21 protein-coding genes are annotated in these 19,342 nt (G+C 39.2%); 2 read left to right on the top strand and 19 right to left on the bottom strand.

Annotation, left to right across the window (positions count from 1 at the left end; all coding sequences use genetic code 11):
- Window positions 1-84 precede the first annotated feature (84 nt).
- The 7 genes from HZB59_00870 to HZB59_00840 form a co-directional block, all read right to left on the bottom strand.
- Complete coding sequence (locus tag HZB59_00870; GenBank protein ID MBI5019967.1) at window positions 85-618, bottom strand: hypothetical protein; 534 nt, start codon at window positions 616-618, stop codon at window positions 85-87.
- Window positions 619-708: 90 nt separating this feature from the next.
- Window positions 709-1,107: a hypothetical protein gene (locus tag HZB59_00865; GenBank protein MBI5019966.1), complete on the bottom strand. Its 399-nt coding sequence runs from the start codon at window positions 1,105-1,107 to the stop codon at window positions 709-711.
- 34 nt (window positions 1,108-1,141) lie between these two features.
- Window positions 1,142-1,825, bottom strand: coding sequence for a hypothetical protein (locus HZB59_00860; protein MBI5019965.1), 684 nt, complete (start codon window positions 1,823-1,825; stop codon window positions 1,142-1,144).
- Window positions 1,818-2,027 (bottom strand): helix-turn-helix transcriptional regulator, encoded by a 210-nt coding sequence (locus tag HZB59_00855; protein MBI5019964.1) that lies wholly within the window; start codon window positions 2,025-2,027, stop codon window positions 1,818-1,820. The genes HZB59_00860 and HZB59_00855 overlap by 8 nt, the downstream gene beginning before the upstream one ends.
- A gap of 160 nt (window positions 2,028-2,187) precedes the next feature.
- Complete coding sequence (locus HZB59_00850) at window positions 2,188-2,763, bottom strand: DNA-3-methyladenine glycosylase I (protein ID MBI5019963.1); 576 nt, start codon at window positions 2,761-2,763, stop codon at window positions 2,188-2,190.
- 76 nt (window positions 2,764-2,839) lie between these two features.
- Window positions 2,840-4,360 carry an AMP-binding protein gene (locus HZB59_00845; protein ID MBI5019962.1) on the bottom strand — a complete coding sequence of 507 codons (1,521 nt, stop codon included), beginning with the start codon at window positions 4,358-4,360 and terminating at the stop codon, window positions 2,840-2,842.
- Window positions 4,361-4,650: 290 nt separating this feature from the next.
- Window positions 4,651-4,977 (bottom strand): hypothetical protein, encoded by a 327-nt coding sequence (locus HZB59_00840; GenBank protein ID MBI5019961.1) that lies wholly within the window; start codon window positions 4,975-4,977, stop codon window positions 4,651-4,653.
- Between the two features lie 252 nt (window positions 4,978-5,229).
- Between HZB59_00840 and HZB59_00835 the strand changes: the two genes are divergently transcribed.
- Window positions 5,230-6,198 (top strand): hypothetical protein, encoded by a 969-nt coding sequence (locus tag HZB59_00835; protein MBI5019960.1) that lies wholly within the window; start codon window positions 5,230-5,232, stop codon window positions 6,196-6,198.
- 79 nt (window positions 6,199-6,277) lie between these two features.
- On the opposite strand, the gene HZB59_00830 is transcribed toward HZB59_00835, so the two are convergent.
- The 5 genes from HZB59_00830 to HZB59_00810 form a co-directional block, all read right to left on the bottom strand.
- On the bottom strand, window positions 6,278-7,639 hold the full coding sequence (locus HZB59_00830; protein MBI5019959.1) for a DUF1446 domain-containing protein: 1,362 nt from the start codon (window positions 7,637-7,639) through the stop codon (window positions 6,278-6,280).
- A 188-nt stretch (window positions 7,640-7,827) separates the two neighbouring features.
- Window positions 7,828-8,412, bottom strand: coding sequence for a DUF1211 domain-containing protein (locus HZB59_00825; GenBank protein MBI5019958.1), 585 nt, complete (start codon window positions 8,410-8,412; stop codon window positions 7,828-7,830).
- Window positions 8,413-8,589: 177 nt separating this feature from the next.
- Window positions 8,590-9,126: a DUF1697 domain-containing protein gene (locus tag HZB59_00820; GenBank protein MBI5019957.1), complete on the bottom strand. Its 537-nt coding sequence runs from the start codon at window positions 9,124-9,126 to the stop codon at window positions 8,590-8,592.
- Window positions 9,123-9,446 (bottom strand): hypothetical protein, encoded by a 324-nt coding sequence (locus HZB59_00815; GenBank protein MBI5019956.1) that lies wholly within the window; start codon window positions 9,444-9,446, stop codon window positions 9,123-9,125. Before HZB59_00815 ends, HZB59_00820 begins: the two co-directional genes overlap by 4 nt.
- Before the next feature lie 143 nt (window positions 9,447-9,589).
- The gene (locus HZB59_00810; GenBank protein ID MBI5019955.1) at window positions 9,590-10,528 is read right to left on the bottom strand and encodes a hypothetical protein; all 939 of its coding nucleotides are present in this window, start codon (window positions 10,526-10,528) and stop codon (window positions 9,590-9,592) included.
- Between the two features lie 30 nt (window positions 10,529-10,558).
- Between HZB59_00810 and HZB59_00805 the strand changes: the two genes are divergently transcribed.
- Window positions 10,559-10,783 (top strand): hypothetical protein, encoded by a 225-nt coding sequence (locus tag HZB59_00805; protein ID MBI5019954.1) that lies wholly within the window; start codon window positions 10,559-10,561, stop codon window positions 10,781-10,783.
- A gap of 51 nt (window positions 10,784-10,834) precedes the next feature.
- Here HZB59_00805 and HZB59_00800 read toward each other — a convergent pair whose 3' ends face one another.
- The 7 genes from HZB59_00800 to HZB59_00770 all read right to left on the bottom strand — a co-directional run.
- Complete coding sequence (locus HZB59_00800; protein MBI5019953.1) at window positions 10,835-11,227, bottom strand: Zn-ribbon domain-containing OB-fold protein; 393 nt, start codon at window positions 11,225-11,227, stop codon at window positions 10,835-10,837.
- Window positions 11,224-12,375 (bottom strand): thiolase domain-containing protein, encoded by a 1,152-nt coding sequence (locus HZB59_00795; GenBank protein MBI5019952.1) that lies wholly within the window; start codon window positions 12,373-12,375, stop codon window positions 11,224-11,226. Before HZB59_00795 ends, HZB59_00800 begins: the two co-directional genes overlap by 4 nt.
- A gap of 12 nt (window positions 12,376-12,387) precedes the next feature.
- A complete protein-coding gene (locus tag HZB59_00790; protein MBI5019951.1) occupies window positions 12,388-13,434 on the bottom strand; it encodes a hydroxymethylglutaryl-CoA synthase in 1,047 nt (348 codons plus the stop codon).
- Between the two features lie 30 nt (window positions 13,435-13,464).
- Window positions 13,465-14,046 carry an ORF6N domain-containing protein gene (locus HZB59_00785; GenBank protein MBI5019950.1) on the bottom strand — a complete coding sequence of 194 codons (582 nt, stop codon included), beginning with the start codon at window positions 14,044-14,046 and terminating at the stop codon, window positions 13,465-13,467.
- 46 nt (window positions 14,047-14,092) lie between these two features.
- Entirely contained in the window at window positions 14,093-15,856 is a 1,764-nt protein-coding gene (gene aspS, locus HZB59_00780; protein ID MBI5019949.1) for an aspartate--tRNA ligase, read from the bottom strand.
- 466 nt (window positions 15,857-16,322) lie between these two features.
- The gene (locus HZB59_00775) at window positions 16,323-17,690 is read right to left on the bottom strand and encodes a sigma-54-dependent Fis family transcriptional regulator (protein ID MBI5019948.1); all 1,368 of its coding nucleotides are present in this window, start codon (window positions 17,688-17,690) and stop codon (window positions 16,323-16,325) included.
- Between the two features lie 41 nt (window positions 17,691-17,731).
- Window positions 17,732-19,342: T9SS type A sorting domain-containing protein (locus HZB59_00770; GenBank protein MBI5019947.1), on the bottom strand; the 1,611-nt coding region annotated here is incomplete at its 5' end.

Genomic DNA, 19,342 nt, shown 5'->3' with positions numbered 1-19,342 from the left:
TATTTGTGTTAGCAGAAATAATTTCTGCATTTATTGCTTCCGGAGACATACCCATCCCTCGTATGTCTCCAGTAGTAAATCTGCTTAATCATCTATGAAAAATGCATCTTTCACAGGTTCATGCTGCGGAACTTCCTTTATAGTTTCTTTCATTTTATCTGAAGGCTCGAAGAAAGCAGTAATTTTATCCGTGATATCTACAAGTTCAATGTCCGGATTAGAATAGACAACTTCCCATTTCGATACTACTGCGCTTAGATTTTCTGCTTTTGCGATTTCAGCTATTTTATCTTTATACAAATCAATAATAGTATTTACTGATCCTTTACCAAATCCCTGATCGTGTAGAATTGCCTGATGCAACTTTGCTTCATATTCAATCTTTGCAATTTCTTTCGTATCGTTCTTTTCTTTAGCAGTTTCCATTCTCTTTTTGATTTCAGGATATGGATTTTTAAAGAACTTTGAATTTGCATGAACAATAGCAACAGAACGCGAATCAAATATTCCGATCCGTTGTTTGGCTTGAGCGTTGGAATAGGTCGAGCATCCCAGAATGCAAAGAGACATAAGCACGACAAATACAATCGCTCCGGAAAAATATCGTGATAACGACATGTGAATTCCTTTCTTTTTAGTTATTGTTGATTTGATTAGTTTGAATTCGAGAGAATGCAGTGTTTAAGAGAGTAAATTATTCTGTTTCTTTTATTTGGATTCTTCTTTCACCAACGTTACACCATTCAGTATCATCGTCACTTTATTATCGAGCCCTGTCGGATATCGATCAATTCTATATTCACGTGCGATGTTTTGTGGTTGAATCAACATCAAGACGCTGTCCTTGGGAAAATAAACTCTGAAATTTGTCGGATTGGATGCATTAATATCCAATTTCTCAGTGCCAGTTTTATTTTCGAGACGTACGATATTGGCAGTCCCTTTCGAGAATATTTCTATCTCTATACCTACCTCCGATTTCCATTTTCCAATGAACGATTGTTTATCTGCTGGAATCGGCTCTATTCCCTGCATCATACAAGATGAAAACAAAGTGCTAATTAGTGCACTAAATAAGAATAATGTTTTGATATGTCTTTTAAGCATAGTCTCTCCTTTTTATAAATGAATAAGAAATAGATTAAGTGTGCACATCATCAGAATCGTCTTTTCTTCTATCACCCATAGTAAGACCAATGCCAGCAGTACCTAAGGGAACTGTAATTAGTACGGCAGTAATAAATTGCCCTATAACAAATCCTCGACTCAAAATCAGAAATAGCATTGCGATTGTTATGACAAATATTATTCCACCAATTGTTTTGGGATATTTCTTTGATAACCAGCCGACACCTACGATACCCAGCCCTGGGAGTGATTCTATTAGACCACCCAGACTAAATCCGTTTTCAAGAGTGACAAAAAGTATAACCATTAGTCCCACTGTCATAATTATTTTTGTTGCTGACTCACGATAATTTCCAATAAGAATAACATTTGCCAAGCCACGTGCCGCGATACCAAGAATAACTATTGCATTGAAAAATTCCCAGCTATGATCACCCCTGGTGCTTTCCCAGATTGACATGACAATAGATCCAATAACCATAACTGCGAACGCAATATTTCCAGCGCGATATTGGATACTCATCTGTCGCTCATCGATACTTTCTCTTCCAATATTCAGCGAAGCTAGTGTGGGTCTGAGGAGATACGATCCGACAAGTATAAATAACCACAACTGATTTTGAGTTATGACTGCGATAATAATTCCCAAAACAAAAATAAAAGTTGCCATCCAGAATATTTTGTCTTTATTAAACATAATCTTTCTCCTCAAGTTGGAAAAGTTCATCTACAGTTGTTTTAAGCGTCTGAGCGAGTAACAACGCAAGTTTCACCGAGAGATTGTAGTCACCTCGCTCTATCGCTACAATCGTTTGACGGGAAACTTTTACCATATCGGCGAGTTGCTGCTGACTTAAATCGCCATGTTCGAATCTAAATTTTCTTAAACTGGTTTTCATCCATTTCTCCAATATTACTCCCTAATGTAATATATATTTTACAATATGTCAAGTATGTTTGACATATTTTTGCAATATTATCCTCTCTTTGATGAAAATGAATAAAAAATGAAGGTAATAATAGAAGATTTGTGGTAGGTTTCCTGGTTAATTATAGTGCTTAGTTCATAAGTTTTTTAATTTTTTTATATCTAAAACAATCTGCTGTATGGTCATTCACCATCCCAACTGCTTGCATGAAGGCATAGCAAATTGTTGAACCGACAAATTTGAATCCACGCAATTTTAAATCTTTGCTCATCGCATCAGATTCATTTGTGTGCGAAGGAAGTTGTTCGCTTGTACACCAATTATTCTGCCGGGATTTGTGATTTACAAATTGCCAAATATACGAATCGAACGATCCATATTCTTTTTGAATTTTCAATACAGCTTTAGCGTTAGATATTGTCGATTCAATCTTTAACCGGTTTCTCACTATACCTGAATCAGCAAGGAGGCGTTTAAAATCTTTTAGTGAATAACCGACAATTCGTGTAATATTAAAATTATGGAATGCTTTTTGATAGTTCTCTCTTTTTTTAAGAATGGTTAACCAGTTCAAACCTGCCTGTGCCCCTTCAAGCGTCAGCATTTCAAAAAGATGCCGGTCATCGTGTATGGGTACTCCCCATTCTTCGTCGTGGTAAGCTATGTATAGTTCATCAGTGCCACACCAACTGCATCTTTTCATCATACATTCTCCATACGAATCACATTTTCAAATCAGATAATTCAGAAATATGATTTCGGATATTCTTCCCAATTATATTCTAAATATTCTGAATTACATCTCTTACTCGTTCGGTGATTGCTCTAAAATCAATTTTTCCACTCCCTGTTTTCGGCATTTCGGGTATAACCACGAATTTGCTCGGTAACGATATTTTTGGTAACTGCTCAGACATTTTCTTCAGGATCAGTTTATCATCGATTTGCTTCGTCACCGCAGCAACAATTCTGGCTCCGCGTATCGCATCGGGGACTTCGACCACACAACATTCAATATCCGCCGATAGAAGTTTTTCCAAAACATCTTCCACTTTTATTAACGACACCATTTCGCCACCGACTTTCAAAAAACGTTTCAATCTGCCAACGTGCCATAGATAACCTTCTGCGTCCAGATACCCCATATCTCCAGTGTCATACCATCCATGGCGAATGCTCAACGAAGTCTGTTCAAAATCATCAAAGTATCCCTTCATTACATTATCACCTTTAACTAAAATTTTCCCGATTTCTCCCACACCACATTCCTCACCTGTTTCATAATTTTCCACTCGCACCAGAACTCCGTCAATTGGCCGTCCAACACTTCCCGGCCGATTATTTTCCAGCGTGTTAACTGTTATTGCAGGACTTGTTTCGGTGGCGCCGTATGCTTCCAGTAAAACTTTGTCATGCTTCTCAAGAAAACCTTTACGGAGAGCATCCGGACATTTATCGGCTCCTGATAGTAGAATTCTTACCGATTTGAAATCGCCGGTTTTGGAATTTCTGAGATAGCCCCAGAAAAACATTGGCGTTCCTGCCATAAGTGTAACGTTTTCTTCTCGAACAATATCACATATAACTTTAAAGTCAAGAGGATTTGCATAAGTAACTATCGTCATCCCAACTGCTATTGGTACCCAAAGATTTGCCGTTTGCCCAAAAACATGGAAGTATGGCAAATTTGCTAAAAATATATCTTCCGACGAAAACGAATATGCCTTGATTAGACTTTCGTAATTGGATGTAATATTTCTGTGAGTTAATTGAACACCTTTAGGATCTTTCTCACTACCGCTGGTGAACAAAATAAGTAATGTATCATCCTCGTTCCCTGCATGTATCTTTTTTAATATTTGGTCTGCCGATTGACCTGCAGTGATAGCCGCTTTGATCTTATCGAAGAAAGAAATTGATTCCATGATATCTTCAAGAAAGATCATGCCATTTATCTTTTTACAATTGATTTTCTCGCAGAGTGCTCTTGACGTAATGATAGTTTTGAAATCGCATTTCTTCTGCGCGAACTCACAATTAGCGGCTGCACCCGTTGAATAATTTATCATGACAGGTACACGACCGCTCATCAAAGTTGCCAAGATTGACAAAACAGAACCGGCAGAATTCGGCAGCATGATGCCTAAAAATCCCGGGGGATAATTTTGAAATTTCTTTGCAAGAATAAGGGCGCCTATCAGTGCCTTTTTGTAAGTTACCCGACGTCGAAGAGTTCTATCTACTATCGCGAGTTTCTTCTCGTGTTGCTTTGCTATTCGTACAAATTGTTGGTGTAAGAGCATGCTCTTCTCCAGTCTTTTATTTGATCATTAAATAATTATTTTGATTTTACTTCAATGTGTAAATAATTCCGCGAAAGAATGGCATGGTGCCCATCAGTGACGTGCGTTCCGTAAAGGATATAACCAACCTGTGTATGGTTTTAGTTTCAACCACCAACGTCGCAGATATATATTCAGAATGGTTACTACTTTATCCGATTTCCATTATAAAGTGTATGAAGTATTGAATTTAGGTGATAGTTGTTCTTTTAAATCCGGATTTTTGATAAAACGAGGATAACAAGATTGGATTACCGAAAATCTTCATCAACTTCAATTTCCATTCTCAACAATGCACTGCCAAGTGTTTTTCCTTGAGCATCGTTCATCAAAGAAACTGTGCCCCCTCCGCCAAGTGAATTATAAAGAAGAAAATTTAAGGCGTTAAGATTTGGCATTTCATAACGAACAACTTTACCAAGGCAGATTCCTTCGAAATATTTTTTTACGATATCAGCAGTAACATATTTTTTTATGATCCGATAGTATTCAGGTTTACGGGCGATCAAACCTATATTTGCAGTATCACCTTTATCACCCGAACGGGTATGACAAATATTCTCTAATTTAACTTTCATAACATTAACCTGTAGTAAAAATTTATATTCTCAAACTAAAATAGGTAAAATTGAATTATTATCAAACAATCAATTCATACTATAATATCTGATATTCTGATTCATAATAAAATTTCAAGTAAAATATTTAAAACTCATAAAATTATCTTGACTTGTTATCGCTTAATTCGTAATTTGCATTTGCACATCAAATGGGCAATCTAAAGCACCTAATTAACTAATTTCAAATTAATATTTAAGGGGTTAAATATTATGAATAAACTTATCTTAATTTTGATCATTTGTTGGTTAGCATTGTTTACACAATGTTCGTATGATCAAATTGCACCGAACACAGAACTCAGCCCGCTACAGAAAGGTGGCGGTGGTGAGACTATAGTATTCGGAAATAATCTCTCCTTCCCGGTCATTTGGTCCGACGGAGCAACAAAAGTTCTGAGAGGAACTTTTGGCGTTCCTAATTTTACAGGAAAATACTTGACCGTCGACGGAGTTAACTGGTATCTCCAACAGGATGAATTCAATGTTTGGCAGGCAGAGAATTTATTAGTGAGTGCCGCAACCGGACCGCAGGTAGTGGTTGATTCAGTCGATTGGGGTGACAACCTTGAATCGAAAGACTGGTCGATCGGATCAGTTCTAAGAACTGAGGTTGTCCTGTTTAAAAATCTTGGAACAACAGAATGGCCCGCAATGCTCGGTTTCACTATGCAGCTGCTGTATGGAAAGGGAACTTCAGAAATGTGGGGAACAAATACAACTACTTATCAAAGCACAAAGTCCACAATTTATTCCGGTTGTGCCAGACTGACAATCCAAAAGATGATTCAGCCTAAAGGAGTTGTTCAGAATGCAATATGGAATCCTGGACTTGGAATCTGGGAAGGTCAAGATGCAGCTACGGTGTTATTTAACGGCGGTGTGTGGGAAGCAGCAGATGGTTCAGGTTATTACTCTGCCGAAATCAATATTCCCGGAAAAATTATTTACGGATACAACTGGAAAACTCGTGATCTGAATGCAGGAGCAGGAACATATCGATTAACATTCAGTTTGGATGGAATGAATGGCACAGGCCATCCAAGCATTGCACTCAATACTTTTTTCCTCGATGGTATAAGTGGAATAATTCCGACAAAAGGAACAGGCGGGATTCCCACATTCGATTATTCGAACAACCTGACTTACATCGATATTAATTTGAAAGCATCAGGTCGTTAACCAATTTATTTTCCTCAATAATTGAAAGCCTCAGCTCGCATGTTGGGGCTTTTTTCTTATCTGCAATAAAAATAGAAAACTAAATTGACGTTACCGTTACAATAGGATTGATATCTTTTTTAGGAATAAGTGAGGGCCAGTAGGCAATCACATCACTCGGTTTCGGTCTGCCCCCGGCAAATCCTGTAACTGATGGAGGTCCTGTTAAAATTAACGGGGCTATTTCTTTTCCGAATCTTTCAACCGCGTGATGATCGTGTGAACGCACGCCGATTCGCAAAACTATTTCATTGATCTTATCAGGCATTGGAGCCAAATGCCCATGACACGAATTTAAACCGAGAAATTCCGTCCGTATTTCATCAAAATGTAACTTCAAATCAGCTAGGCGCGTTCGAAGAATTTCATCCGCTTTTTTCGCCTTCTCTAATGCATCGGGCCATGTGAAGGTAAGCGTGCTAACGGCAGTGTAACCATCGGCGTATGCCATTGAGACTTTGAATGTGTCGGTATCGGGTCTCCCCTTCACTCCAAAAACTTTTACTCTATTGTTTCCAACCTGTTCTAGTTTTATTGATGAAAAATCGGCAACACAATCTGGCGTGATATAATTTTGTGGATCGCCAATCTCGTACATAAGCTGTTCGGTGATCGTATCTACTGAAACAAGTCCGCCAGTGTTCTCGTGTTTTGTAATAATGAACTCGCCGTTTGGATATGCTTCTGCAATCGGAAAACCGATGTGTGCAAGGTCGGGTACAGATTTCCAGCCGGCAGAAAAATTGCCGCCTGTCGCCTGTCCGCCGCATTCAAGTATATGACCCGCCACAACACCGGCAGCTAATTTATCCCAATCATCCCACGACCAACCGAATTCATAAATCATTGGTGCGTAAGTTAATGATGTGTCAGTAGTTCGACCTGTAATTACAATCTGGGCGTCTTGCTTCAAAGCTTCAACAATCGGTCTCGCACCAAAGTAAACATTTGCACTCAGAATTTTATGTCCGATTGAATCAAATGATGCCCCATTTTCTAAATTTGTAAATGGAATACCTTGCTTGCGAAGGAGTTCGATATTCGGAAGGATATCGTCGCCATGCACTGCCGCGATTTTGAGATTCTTATATCCCTTTTTATTTGCGCACTTGAAAATAGCATCACGACAACCTTCGGGATTAGCTCCGCCACCGTTAGTTATGATCTTGATATTTTTCTCTATGCAGATAGGAAGTATTTGTTCGATAATCTGGACTAAATCTTTTGCATAACCGAGTTCAGGATTGCGGCGTTTCTGTTTTTGCATAATGGACATAGTTACTTCCGCAAGAAAATCCATCATTAAATAATCGATCTGTCCTTTCGTTACCTGATCCATCGGTGCACTTTGCAAGTCTCCCCAAAATCCTTGTCCGGATGCTATTCTGATTTTATCTTTCATACAATCCTTTTTTTGTTACACAAAGAGAACGGTGATACTTCGGGGATCTTCGTGAAATATTTCTCTTCGTGCCCTTCGTGTAATGCTTTGTTACTCATTCAACTTTGACTTAAATTAAGCAGAACATAACAGAAAACAAAATTAACATCACATTTCCAAGATGGGATAGAATGTCGGAATATTACCCGCTATTCAACCGTCCTTGAAAGTTCCTTCTCAATGCGTTTATCTGGTATGAGCCACATTATGGCAACCAATGTATAAACTCCCATTGAGATTCCTGGTTCCCAGTACGCAAGCGGAGTCGATACAGCATAAAGTATTACCGACAATGTACCTTTAAAATCTTTTCCTATTGCCGATGCCAAAATCGAATCTTTTCCGTGTGAGGATATTATTGTCTTGGATAAAATAAAATATGATAGTCCTGACATGAACAGTATAAAACCATATACAATAACCGGATCGGCGGCAAAATTATTTTCCCCGGACCATGCTGTGGCAAATGGAATTAGTGATAACCAGAAAAGCAAGTGTATGTTAGCCCATAATATTTTTCCATTGACACGATGAACGGTGTGTAGCAAATGATGGTGGTTATTCCAGTAGATAGCAAGGTATAAAAAGCTGAGTACGTAACTTAAAAACTTTGGGAATATATGGAACAATTCATAGATATCCGGTTCATGAGGGATCTTCAACTCAAGGACCATAATGGTTATAATGATAGCAATTACTCCATCGCTGAAAGCTTCTAATCTATTTTTTTGCATAATATATTTCTAAATGAAAGCATAATTTAATAATCCATTGACAATTATTATTAACAAAATTTAGAGAAAAATGATTCGCTCATCAAATATATTTAGTGCTATCAACTGTCTGAGTTCACCAATATCCGTTGCTCCCTTTCTATACGGCAGATTGATCAGAATATTCGGTCTTATTAATCATTCATTTGCCAATTCTCTGATTTTGCATACGGTTCTCCAATTACGATCTGTCATCGGAACACCAAGTAATTTTTCGGTACTTGCAGCAAGCTTGGATCTGCCGATCCCTTCGGGCGCATGCAGATAAAAAACATGATCGCTTAGATAATATCGTTCACTTTTCTTTTTAAAACTCTCGAGTTTCTTGAGGTCAGGATTCTTAGGTGTAGAGATAAGAAAACCAAGATGCAAACTGCTTGGGTCTGCTTCTGCCTCAGGAAATGGATTTTCCGTCATTGCTCTTTTTATTGCATCTAACTCGAGAATAAGAACATGCGGCTCGAAACCATGGCGCTTCTTGATTTCAATAGTCAACCGCTTGGAGAGTTGTGACAGGTTTTTTTCATCGCTCTGAAATACTGCATTACCGCTCAGGATATAGGTCTTGACTTTCCGTGCGCCAATATTTTCCAGAATGGCAACAAGCTCTTTCATCGGCAATGAATTTTTACCGCCGACATTGATGCCTCTGAATAACGCAATGTAAGTTTTCATTCAATCAGCTTTTGAATAAACTCAATCGGTGCGCCATTCTCTTCTATAAATGCCACAACATTTCCTTCCGATGGACTATTTGGTTGGATGATCACCTTTTTACCTTTGATCGCTTCGTAAATATCATCTACCTCGAAAGCAACATGCGGTAGAGTTTTTACTATTTCCGGGAGTTCACAATCTTCCTCGTACCGCATCCATTCGATTCCGAACTCACTATTCTCGAAACCGTAATGATATACTTTATAATCCTTTAAATATTCTTCACCCTCGATAGCTTTTGTTGTTGGAATCCCGATATGATGGTATTTATATTTCATTGACCTTATCATCCTTTGGAGTAGGTTTTTCTACCTCTTTTAATTCCAGAACATCCGGTGAACCGTATTTGTGATAAACTATGGCTTCCATTTTATTATATATATTTTAATTTCATTAACATTAGCGGCGGGTTATATGGCGTTCACTTTATTTTAAGAAACTCCTGATTTGCCATGGCAAGATGAAAATCTCTTATCTCACTCAGATAAAATGATTTATATTTATCCATCATCTCTGGAACTTGATTAACGATAATTATTCTATATATCCTAAGTGAAAGGGTAATCGTGATTTGACAAACAAATTGAGCAGAGTAAGGGAATCTTATTTGTGAGAAATGAGTAATTCCTTCACCTCCATCAGAAATATAACCGTCGATAATATTGTTACCATGAGTACCTTTTGATAAATTTCTATAAATTATTTCATAAAGAGAACCGACTTTTAAATTATAAGCTAATTTTTCAATCGTTTTGGGACCACCAAAGAATTCATGCCATACGGGTTTATGTCGAGGATTTTCTTTCTTTACTCTTTGGTATTCTTTTTCAACTTCTTTGTATAAATCATTCTTAATTAGAGATTCTAAATTCTCTATCTGCAATTTTAATAAATCTTGTTCCTGAAATTTATAAGTCTTAAAAAATTCATCATCTTTTAATTGCTCATGGAATCTCTTTCCTTGTTCTTTAGTTGGATCTAGTTTCTTGTAAGCATTTAGCTTTTCATGATATTGACAAATCAAAAAACTCAAAGCCCTTTGTTTAGAATCTTTTTGAGAAATATAATTTATATATAGCATTGTCTCTAAAAGGGTCCGAAGAATTATTTTCGCCGGCTCACTATAAAAGTTGACATTCAATGAGGAAATTGCGCCAACCAGTTCGATGCTATTACGAAAAAACATAATTAACGGGAGCGAATCGTCTTTACCTAACGTAGATTTATTGAGAATTTCACAAAATATTTCCCCTCCGAAATAAACAATTTTATTGAGATATTTCTCCCACTCAACAAACATTACTCGTGCATCGGGATCAAGTTCGACACCTATAAAATCTTCAATCTTTTTAAAACCCATAATACTCTCCCCTATATAATTTTAATTACATTGCCAATTATCTATATAAACATAACGAGAGTGTATGATGAAATAGATACAAAATCAAATCCTCTTTCCGCTTGGGTCAGGAGTGGAACTCCTTCCCAGCAAGGTGTTTGTTACACGAAGATCACGGAGAAGACACGCCTGCATGCCGAAACTCGAACAAGAAAATGCACCGGCGTGCAGGTACGAAGTTACTCGAAGATGCTTCGTGTTCCTTCGGAAATTTAAGTACGACTCACTTCCAACCAAGAACCTATGCTGAAAGTGAGTCGCACATTCTTAAACTAGTACAGCTTTATACCCATACATGTGTATGCCGGCTTTGCCGTCGTCTTGAATTTTGCGGAAGACGAGCTTCACCTTCTGTCCGATCTTCAGTTTATCAAAATCAACCACACCTGCGATCTGAGCTGTCAAACGGAGTTTATCGTTCAACTCGATAATTCCGATTGCGTATGGAGTCTCTTTTGAAAATTTATCGGGTCCCACACGAATTACAGTGTAGGTAATTATTTTCCCTTCATCCTTCAACACGATTGGTTTGAATTTTTTCGTGTTACACTTCGGGCAAACAAGCCGCGGCGGGAAAGCAACATATCCGCACTTTGTGCATTTGCCTGCTTCGAGCCGATAGCGTTGAGGAATTTCGCGATGATAACGTGCAGTAATCATTTTCCGCCCTCCAGTATATGAATGACACAGCTTGCGCCGCTTCCGCCCATGTTCTGCGCCATACCGATACGCGCGCCTTTAACCTGACGGTCGCCTGCTTTGCCATTGAGTTGTTCGTAAAGTTCAATTATTTGCGCGATGCCTGTTGCTCCAACCGGATGACCTTTAGATTTCAGTCCGCCGCTTGTGTTGATTGGAATTTTTCCGCCGATTGCAGTCAAACCTTTCTCAGCGGCTTTTCCCCCTTCGCCTTTCTTGAAAAATCCTAAATCTTCCGAAACAACAATCTCTGCAATCGTGAAGCAATCGTGCACTTCGCAAAGATCGATATCAGATGGTTTCAATCCTGCCATCTTGTATGCTTTCTTCGCGGCATTCACAACAGAACCGAGAGTTGTAATGCTCGGTCGGCTGTGAAGCGCTATCGTATCGGAAGCTTGCGCAGATGCGATAACTTTGATTGGTTTCTTCTTAAGTTTCTTTGCAATCTCCATCGTTGTGACAATTACGGCTGCGGCTCCATCGCTCACTGGTGAGCAATCGAGCAACCCGAACGGATCAGAGACCATTGTCGCGTTAAGGACTTGATCTATTGTAATATCCGAACGAAATTGCGCGTTTGGATTCTTGGCACCGTTACGATGATTCTTCACAGCAACTGCGGCAAGCTGTTTCCGTGTTGTGCCGAATTCTTTCATATGAGCGTGTGCGATCATTGCATATAATCCGGGGAATGTAACTCCCTGATAAACTTCATATTCTTGATCGGCGGCGGTTGCCAATGCTTCTGTTACATCGGCACCGTCTGTCATCTTCTCAACACCGCCTGCAAGTACTATATCACTCGCACCTGAAGCAACTTCAAGATATGCTTGTCGGAACGAAACGCCGCCTGAGGCGCAAGCCGATTCAACGTGTGTTGCCGGAATCGGAGTTACACCAAGATAATCTGCCATCACCGCGCCTAAATGTTCCTGCCCAACGAATAAACCAGACGACATCGCACCTACGTACATCGAGTCAATTTGTTTAACTCCGGCATCTTCAATCGCTTTAAGTGCGGCTTCAACAAAAATATCTTTTATTGATTTGCCCCAAAGCTCGCCGAACTTCGTCATGCCGGCTCCAATAACTACTACATCTCTCATGGTCGGGTCTCCTTATTCATTAAGTTTAATTTTTTTACGGAACTTCGCATACTGACCGTAGTCTAAATAGATTTTATCTTTATCAAGATAATCTCTTAACTTCGGCGCGCGATTCTGAACTTTGGTGATCTCTTTTGTTGCACGATAAATAAATCCATCACTGCCCGCGCCTGAACCGAACGAGACCATAAATATCTTATCATCCGGCTTGGCAACATCGAGAATCGCTGCAAGTCCGGTTGGGGATGAACCTGAATAAGTGTTACCCATCCACGGAACAATCCATCCGACTTCCAATTGCTCTTTTGTAAAACCGAGACGCTTGCCGACTTCCTGTGGAAATTTGCCATTCGGCATATGAAACACAGCATACTTGAATTCGGAAGGTTTCATTTTCGATTTTTCTAGAAGTGCGTTTGCGGCACCCATAACATGTTTGAAGTATGCAGGGTCGCCAGTGAATCTTCCGCCGTGACGAGGATAGTCTTCACCTTCACGCCGCCAGAAATCGGGAGTATCGGATGTGTAAGAGTGAGTGAAAAGAATTTCAGCCACAACTTTCTCGCTTCCCATGATGAACGCTGCGCCGCCTGCTGATGCGGAATATTCCAGTGCATCGCCCGGTGCACCCTGAGATGTATCGGCACCGATGCCCATTGCATATTTCATCTCGCCTGCTTTAACAAGACTATATGCAACAAACATTGCTTCACTTCCTGCTTTACATGCAAACTCGTAGCTCGCAACGTGAACATGGGGACCAACTCCGAGTGCATCGATCACAATTGTGCCGCTCGGTTTCACAGCGTATGGATGCGATTCAGATCCAATGTACAATGCACCAATTTCCTGCGGATCGATTTGCGCACGCAAAAGTGCATTCTTCGCTGCCGCGACAGAAATAGTTATCGTATCTTCATCCTGTCCGGGGACAGTTTTTTCATTTAACTGCAAACCACGAACAATCGCATTAGCATCCATTCCCCATTGCTTTGCGATCGTTTCTGCTTTTATGCGGTACCGAGGAAGGTACGCGCCAAAACCAACAATTCCGATCATAAGTTCTCCTTAAATAGATTTTTGGATTTTTTAGATTTCAGACTTATAATTTAAATATTTACCCTTAAATTTATTTTTTACCGAATATTTAACTTTCTTTTCCTCTATATGAAAGCCAATCGGGCGTTTTGGCTTTTCGGGAGGTAGCATCAATTGACGAATTGCATCGAATACAATTTTAAATTGTGCATCATATTTCTTTTCCATTTCTTCCAGCTTGCGGGCTAAGTCTTTGTGAGTCGCTAATATTTCCCTTAACCTAACAAATGCACGCATAATTTCGATGTTAACTTGAATGGCTTTCTTGCTTCTCAGAACTGATGAGAGCATCGCGACACCCTGTTCTGTGAAGACGTAAGGCAGGTAACGCCTCCCTCCCCATTGTGCAGAACTTGAGGTGCCAAATTGGTACCTCAAGTTATTCCATTCTTCATCAGATAATGCAAAACAAAAATCGTCTGGAAATCTTTCAAGGTTCCTTTTAACGGCTCTCTTGAGGGCCTTTGTTTCAACCTCGTAAAGTCCAGCAAGATGGAAATCGAGCATGACCTTCTGCCCTCTTATCAGAAAGATTCTCTTTTCGATGATCTCCTGTGGCACGATTTGTTTCATTATGTTTTACTATCCCAATAAATAAATTTGGTTTCAATGATTTCTATCATACGATTTTTATATGCAGCTCTTTTAATTGTGCTTCATCGACTTCTGACGGTGATTCATCCATCAACGACATTGCGCTCGTTGTTTTCGGAAACGCAATTACATCGCGAATAGATTTTTCTCCCGTTAACAACATGCAGATACGGTCAAACCCATAAGCAATTCCGCCGTGAGGTGGTGCGCCATAACGAAATGCTTCGAGTAAAAATCCGAATTTCTTCTTTGCCTGTTCTTCGCTGATTCCTAACAATCCAAATACTTTACTCTGCAATGCACGGTCATGAATACGAATGCTTCCACCTGCAATTTCACTTCCGTTAAAAACTAAATCGTACGCTCTCGCGTGAGCTTTTGACGGATCGGAGTCTAACAACGATAAATCTTCCAACTTTGGTGATGTGAATGGATGATGGACTGCCACGTACCTTTTTTCGATTTCATCATATTCGAACATCGGGAAGTCAGTAACCCATAACAAATTATTTTTCGATTCGTCTAGAAGATTCAATCTTTTGCCGATTTCAAGCCGGAGATTACCAAGTATGGTGTACGTCTTTATCCAACTATCGGAGATTAGTAAAATAAGATCACCGACATTAGCTTTCATTTTATTCTTGATGCTGGTAAGGACTTCTTTACCGATAAATTTTTCGATCGGTGATTCAACGGTATCTGCTGTAACTTTCATCCATACCAATCCACCTGCGCCTAATTTCTTTGCGAGATCAGTAAGGAGATCAAGCTGACTACGTGAATAATTTGCACATTGCGACGCAACAAATCCGGCAACATCTCCACCCTTTTTTACAACATCTGCAAAAATCTTGAATCCTGAATCTTGAACCAACTCATTTATATTGGTGAACTTCAAATCAAATCTTAAATCCGGTTTATCCGAACCATACATTTCAATCGCGTCTTTGTATGTCAAACGTGGAAACGGAGTTTGTATATCGATTCCTTTAATCTCTTTAAAGAACCGCTTCATCAAACCTTCCGTCACCCGATAAATATCTTCTTCATCAACAAAAGACATTTCAACATCGATCTGAGTGAATTCAGGTTGACGATCTGCGCGCAAATCTTCATCGCGGAAACATTTCACAATTTGAAAATATCTATCCATCCCTGAAACCATCAGCAATTGCTTGTACGTTTGCGGCGATTGCGGAAGCGCGTAGAATTTTCCATGGTGAACCCGACTCGGAACAAGATAATCGCGTGCACCTTCCGGAGTGCTCTTCATAAGTATCGGGGTTTCTACCTCGATGAATTTCAGCTCATCATAATATTTGCGTGTAATCTGATACATATGATGACGAGTTATAAAGTTCTTCTGCATTGCGGGCCGACGGAGATCAAGATATCGATATTGGAGACGCAACTCTTCGCTCGCGTTAACATCGTCAGTTATTCCGAACGGCGGTACATCGGCTTTAGTTACTATTGTAAGTTCTTCCGCGGTGACATCAATTTCACCCGTTGGCATATTAGGATTAATCATACCATCCGGACGATGATTCACTTTACCAGATACGGAAATAACATCTTCACTTCTAAGAGAGGCAGCTTGCTGATGAAGCTGAGGATTATTTTGCGGATTAAATACAACCTGAGTTTTGCCGTAACGATCACGGACGACAACAAAGATAACTCCGCCAAGATCACGCTGAAAATCTACCCAACCGGTAAGAGTAATAATCTTTCCCGCATCAGTTGCTCTTAATTCTCCACAGGTGTGTGTACGTTGTTTATAATTCATGCAATATATTTTCTCTTAAATAGATGATAAAACAATAAGTTGTAGCGAAAGGAATATATGAAAAAACCGATTGAGTATCAAACAAAAATGCCGTACGCAAAGGGGGTATACGCACGGCATCAGGAGGACAGTATGAATAACTGTTATTTGATTAATTTATTCCCGCAATTGCCAGATGTACTTTAATTTCATTAATTCTCGATCAGATTATATTTTTCATTTTTCGTGGACCTGACATCAATCATTATTTTCTCTTAAATATTAATGATCAAATTCGATGCCAACATCGGGCAGCATGATCAGGAAGTAAATAAAATCATCTATCTCTTTCCATTTGAATAAGTTATGGATATATGATATTTCCCGGATCTGATGATAAAATGGTAAGAAGATTTTAAATTCTACAAATGTATGTAGAAATTATGATAATGACATCCAATCGATCGCTATATTTTGATTAGATAGATTAAAGATTATATTGAGCGATTTTTGTATAGAGAGTTTTTAAGCTGATACCCAAAACTTTCGAGGCGATTTTTTTATCTCCCGATACATTATTTAGAATGTTCGTGATATGGATTCTTTCAAGTTCCTTCAATGATATTTCGCCCATCGACGAATTTATCTCGCTGATTGATCCTGAAAAATTGTTTCGATAATTCGGCAAGAGTAAATCACCCGGCTCTATTTCATCTCCATTGGAAAGTATCACCGCACTCTCCAGAACATTCTCAAGTTCCCTGACATTACCGGGCCAATCATATTTACATAAAACATCAAGTGCCTTGCCGCTTAACCATTTTGTTTTTTTACCTCTAAGTTTTTTATTAAAAAAATTAGTAACCAACAACGGAATATCTTCCTTTCGTTCACGCAGCGGAGGTATGGTTATAGTGATAACATTTAAACGGTAAAGAAGATCCTCTCTGAACCTCGATTGCTTCACTTCCTCCCGAAGGTCTTTATTCGTCGCCGAAATTATTCTAACATCAGCCCGTAAAGTTGTGTTTCCACCAATGCGTCTGAATTCCCCGGTCTGCACAAACCGAAGTAACTTGGGCTGAATGATAGAACTTATATCACCAACTTCATCCAGGAATAATGTACCTCCATCTGCCAACTCAATCAATCCTTGTTTCTGACTTCGCGCATCGGTGAAAGCTCCTTTTTCATGTCCGAATAGTTCGCTTTCAAGCAGCGTATCGGGAATTGCGGCACAGTTTATCGCCACAAGTGGCATTCCTGAACGTAAGCTGTGTTTATGAATATAATCAGCTACCAATTCTTTACCCGTGCCGCTCGATCCTTGTATAAGTACACCGCTATCAGTTGGAGCTACTTTATCAGCGATTGAAATAACCGATTTGAATGCCTGGCTCGCACCGATCAACTCCGAACTACCACCAATCCGATTTATCTCAGATCGCATTATTTTGTTCTCGTTCTTCAGGATGCGATGTTCGATAGCTCTTTCGATGACCTGAGTCAATTCATCAACAAGGAATGGTTTTGTCAGATAGTGGAACGCGCCTTCTTTCATACAATCGACTGCCACTTTCAGATCATCGACTCCGGTTAACATAATAACTTCGGTAGCCGGATAGTTATTTTTGATGAAATGCAGCACTTCTATCCCGCTAACTTTAGGCATCGATATATCAAGCAGTACAAGATCGAATCTTTTTGCCTGCAGAATATTTATTGCTTCAACTCCATCCACCACTGTTTCCACAATGTAACCATCTGACGATAGTATTTCGCTGATCTGCAGCCGAAATGCTTCTTCGTCATCTACATGAAGGAGTCGGATATTTACTTTGTTCTTATCATTCATAACAGTTATATCCTAAGCTGACAATATTCATAAGGTAATCATTATTTCATTAAAATCATTTTTTTAACGCTAGTATATTTTGCATCCTGTTTCGAGCCATCATCTTCCTGAACTCCAATGGCAGTTATTCTGTAAAAATATACTCCTGATGACAGATTATCAGGATAATAATCAAGTTGATGTGTTCCTTCATCCAATATTTCATTATCAATAACTGTTGCCACTTGCTGGCCTACAATATTAAAGAGGTTCAGAGTCACATTCGACTGAACAGGCAAATGGAATTCAATGGTTGTTACAGGATTAAACGGATTCGGATAATTCTGACATAGCTCGAATGATTCAGGAATTTCCTCTGTCAGATTGTTAATCGGAATAATTATTGCCGGAACTATCGAAGAATCTTTTCTGAGAAATGGGACATCTGCAAGTAAATTTGTTGCCGTCAAAATTAATGAATCAGCGAACGACGATGTATCTATTTTTCCTTCGAAAGCAAGATTTATGCTTTTAATTGTTCCATCGAAAAGATTGTAAACACTGGCATCGGCAAATAGATGCGTTCCATTTTCATAATAACCCATCATTAAGGAATCCCCTATTGCTGCGAGCTCCTTAACCATTTTACCATTATATGGATTTGTACTATCATCGGGATTTTCGTATATCAATTCTCCGAATCCGAGAGGGGTTTTCCTCATCGCACTGGATACGATACTTAGCTTAAGCGCAATCATATCTGCTAGTAAAACATTATCATATTTTGTCGGGGAAAGCATTTTTTGTTTGCTTTTCATTATCTGATTATTGTTAAATTGATCGAAACCTTTGGGAATACCCGTATGCATCTTTGCAACTCGAGATGCATATAAGGTTTTTACAACATCTCCATATTTTACCGCTTGATACCAGGCATAATATTTTGAACTGTCCTGCCCCATTTTACGGTTTTGACCGATTATCATTCCATCCGTTGATGAGAATCCACCTTGCAAAAATGCTTCCGCTAAAACATTCACCCTGTTAGGCATCGGTAATTTCAAATTATTCACCATCGCAGTTGGATACTTTACTATGTCTCCCTCTCGTAAACCATATTTTTTCCAGAAATATTTAACAACTTTCTGGAATTTTCCTTCTCTACTATATCCTGAGATTGTTACAATCTGTCCGGCTGTTAGCGGAGGATTGAATATAAAATCCCACTTCTTCGACCTCGTATCAACGGCTGCACCCTGAGATGGCGGATTGGTTATGAGAGGATACGCTATCTCAATACCGCTGCTGAATTCGATATATAATCCTGTTATATCTTCTGATTGAGATGAAAGTTCGAATGAAAATTGCGCTCGTACTGGTTTCCTTTTAACAAGTAATCCAGCTTTCCCTTTATTGTCTTTTGTCAACGCCAAACTATCTGCGCAAAAAGATCGGTATCCATCAATGAGGGTAACCGCGAATGTCACTCTTATCGTATGATCTGCAGTTACATTCGTGAACTGATAACTCGTTGCCGATGTTACCTTCACTCCATCGACTATCAAGCTGTCAACATGATAACCGGTACTTGGTGTAATTGTAAATGTCTGACTTCCGCCGTAGTTCACTATCGCAGTTGGTGTCGGACTGATACTTCCGTTCGAGCCTGCACT

The sequence above is a fragment of the Ignavibacteriales bacterium genome, assembly GCA_016214905.1.
GTDB lineage: Bacteria > Bacteroidota > Ignavibacteria > UBA10030 > SZUA-254 > PNNN01.
Note: the sequence above shows the minus strand (reverse complement) of the source record. Positions and strands in the feature narration are given on the sequence as shown.

Bases quoted from the DNA above. Each gene is read 5' to 3' on its own strand.
- HZB59_00840 (MBI5019961.1), bottom strand. From the start codon at position 4,977: ATGAAAGTTAAATTAGAGAATATTTGTCATACCCGTTCGGGTGATAAA.
- HZB59_00815 (MBI5019956.1), bottom strand. From the start codon at position 9,446: ATGAAATATAAATACCATCATATCGGGATTCCAACAACAAAAGCTATC.
- HZB59_00830 (MBI5019959.1), bottom strand. From the start codon at position 7,639: ATGAAAGATAAAATCAGAATAGCATCCGGACAAGGATTTTGGGGAGAC.
- HZB59_00820 (MBI5019957.1), bottom strand. From the start codon at position 9,126: ATGAAAACTTACATTGCGTTATTCAGAGGCATCAATGTCGGCGGTAAA.
- HZB59_00870 (MBI5019967.1), bottom strand. From the start codon at position 618: ATGTCGTTATCACGATATTTTTCCGGAGCGATTGTATTTGTCGTGCTT.
- HZB59_00835 (MBI5019960.1), top strand. From the start codon at position 5,230: ATGAATAAACTTATCTTAATTTTGATCATTTGTTGGTTAGCATTGTTT.
- HZB59_00800 (MBI5019953.1), bottom strand. From the start codon at position 11,227: ATGATTACTGCACGTTATCATCGCGAAATTCCTCAACGCTATCGGCTC.
- HZB59_00845 (MBI5019962.1), bottom strand. From the start codon at position 4,360: ATGCTCTTACACCAACAATTTGTACGAATAGCAAAGCAACACGAGAAG.
- HZB59_00785 (MBI5019950.1), bottom strand. From the start codon at position 14,046: ATGAAACAAATCGTGCCACAGGAGATCATCGAAAAGAGAATCTTTCTG.
- HZB59_00795 (MBI5019952.1), bottom strand. From the start codon at position 12,375: ATGAGAGATGTAGTAGTTATTGGAGCCGGCATGACGAAGTTCGGCGAG.
- HZB59_00775 (MBI5019948.1), bottom strand. From the start codon at position 17,690: ATGAATGATAAGAACAAAGTAAATATCCGACTCCTTCATGTAGATGAC.
- aspS (MBI5019949.1), bottom strand. From the start codon at position 15,856: ATGAATTATAAACAACGTACACACACCTGTGGAGAATTAAGAGCAACT.
- HZB59_00855 (MBI5019964.1), bottom strand. From the start codon at position 2,027: ATGAAAACCAGTTTAAGAAAATTTAGATTCGAACATGGCGATTTAAGT.
- HZB59_00860 (MBI5019965.1), bottom strand. From the start codon at position 1,825: ATGTTTAATAAAGACAAAATATTCTGGATGGCAACTTTTATTTTTGTT.
- HZB59_00810 (MBI5019955.1), bottom strand. From the start codon at position 10,528: ATGGGTTTTAAAAAGATTGAAGATTTTATAGGTGTCGAACTTGATCCC.
- HZB59_00825 (MBI5019958.1), bottom strand. From the start codon at position 8,412: ATGCAAAAAAATAGATTAGAAGCTTTCAGCGATGGAGTAATTGCTATC.
- HZB59_00790 (MBI5019951.1), bottom strand. From the start codon at position 13,434: ATGATCGGAATTGTTGGTTTTGGCGCGTACCTTCCTCGGTACCGCATA.
- HZB59_00865 (MBI5019966.1), bottom strand. From the start codon at position 1,107: ATGCTTAAAAGACATATCAAAACATTATTCTTATTTAGTGCACTAATT.
- HZB59_00850 (MBI5019963.1), bottom strand. From the start codon at position 2,763: ATGATGAAAAGATGCAGTTGGTGTGGCACTGATGAACTATACATAGCT.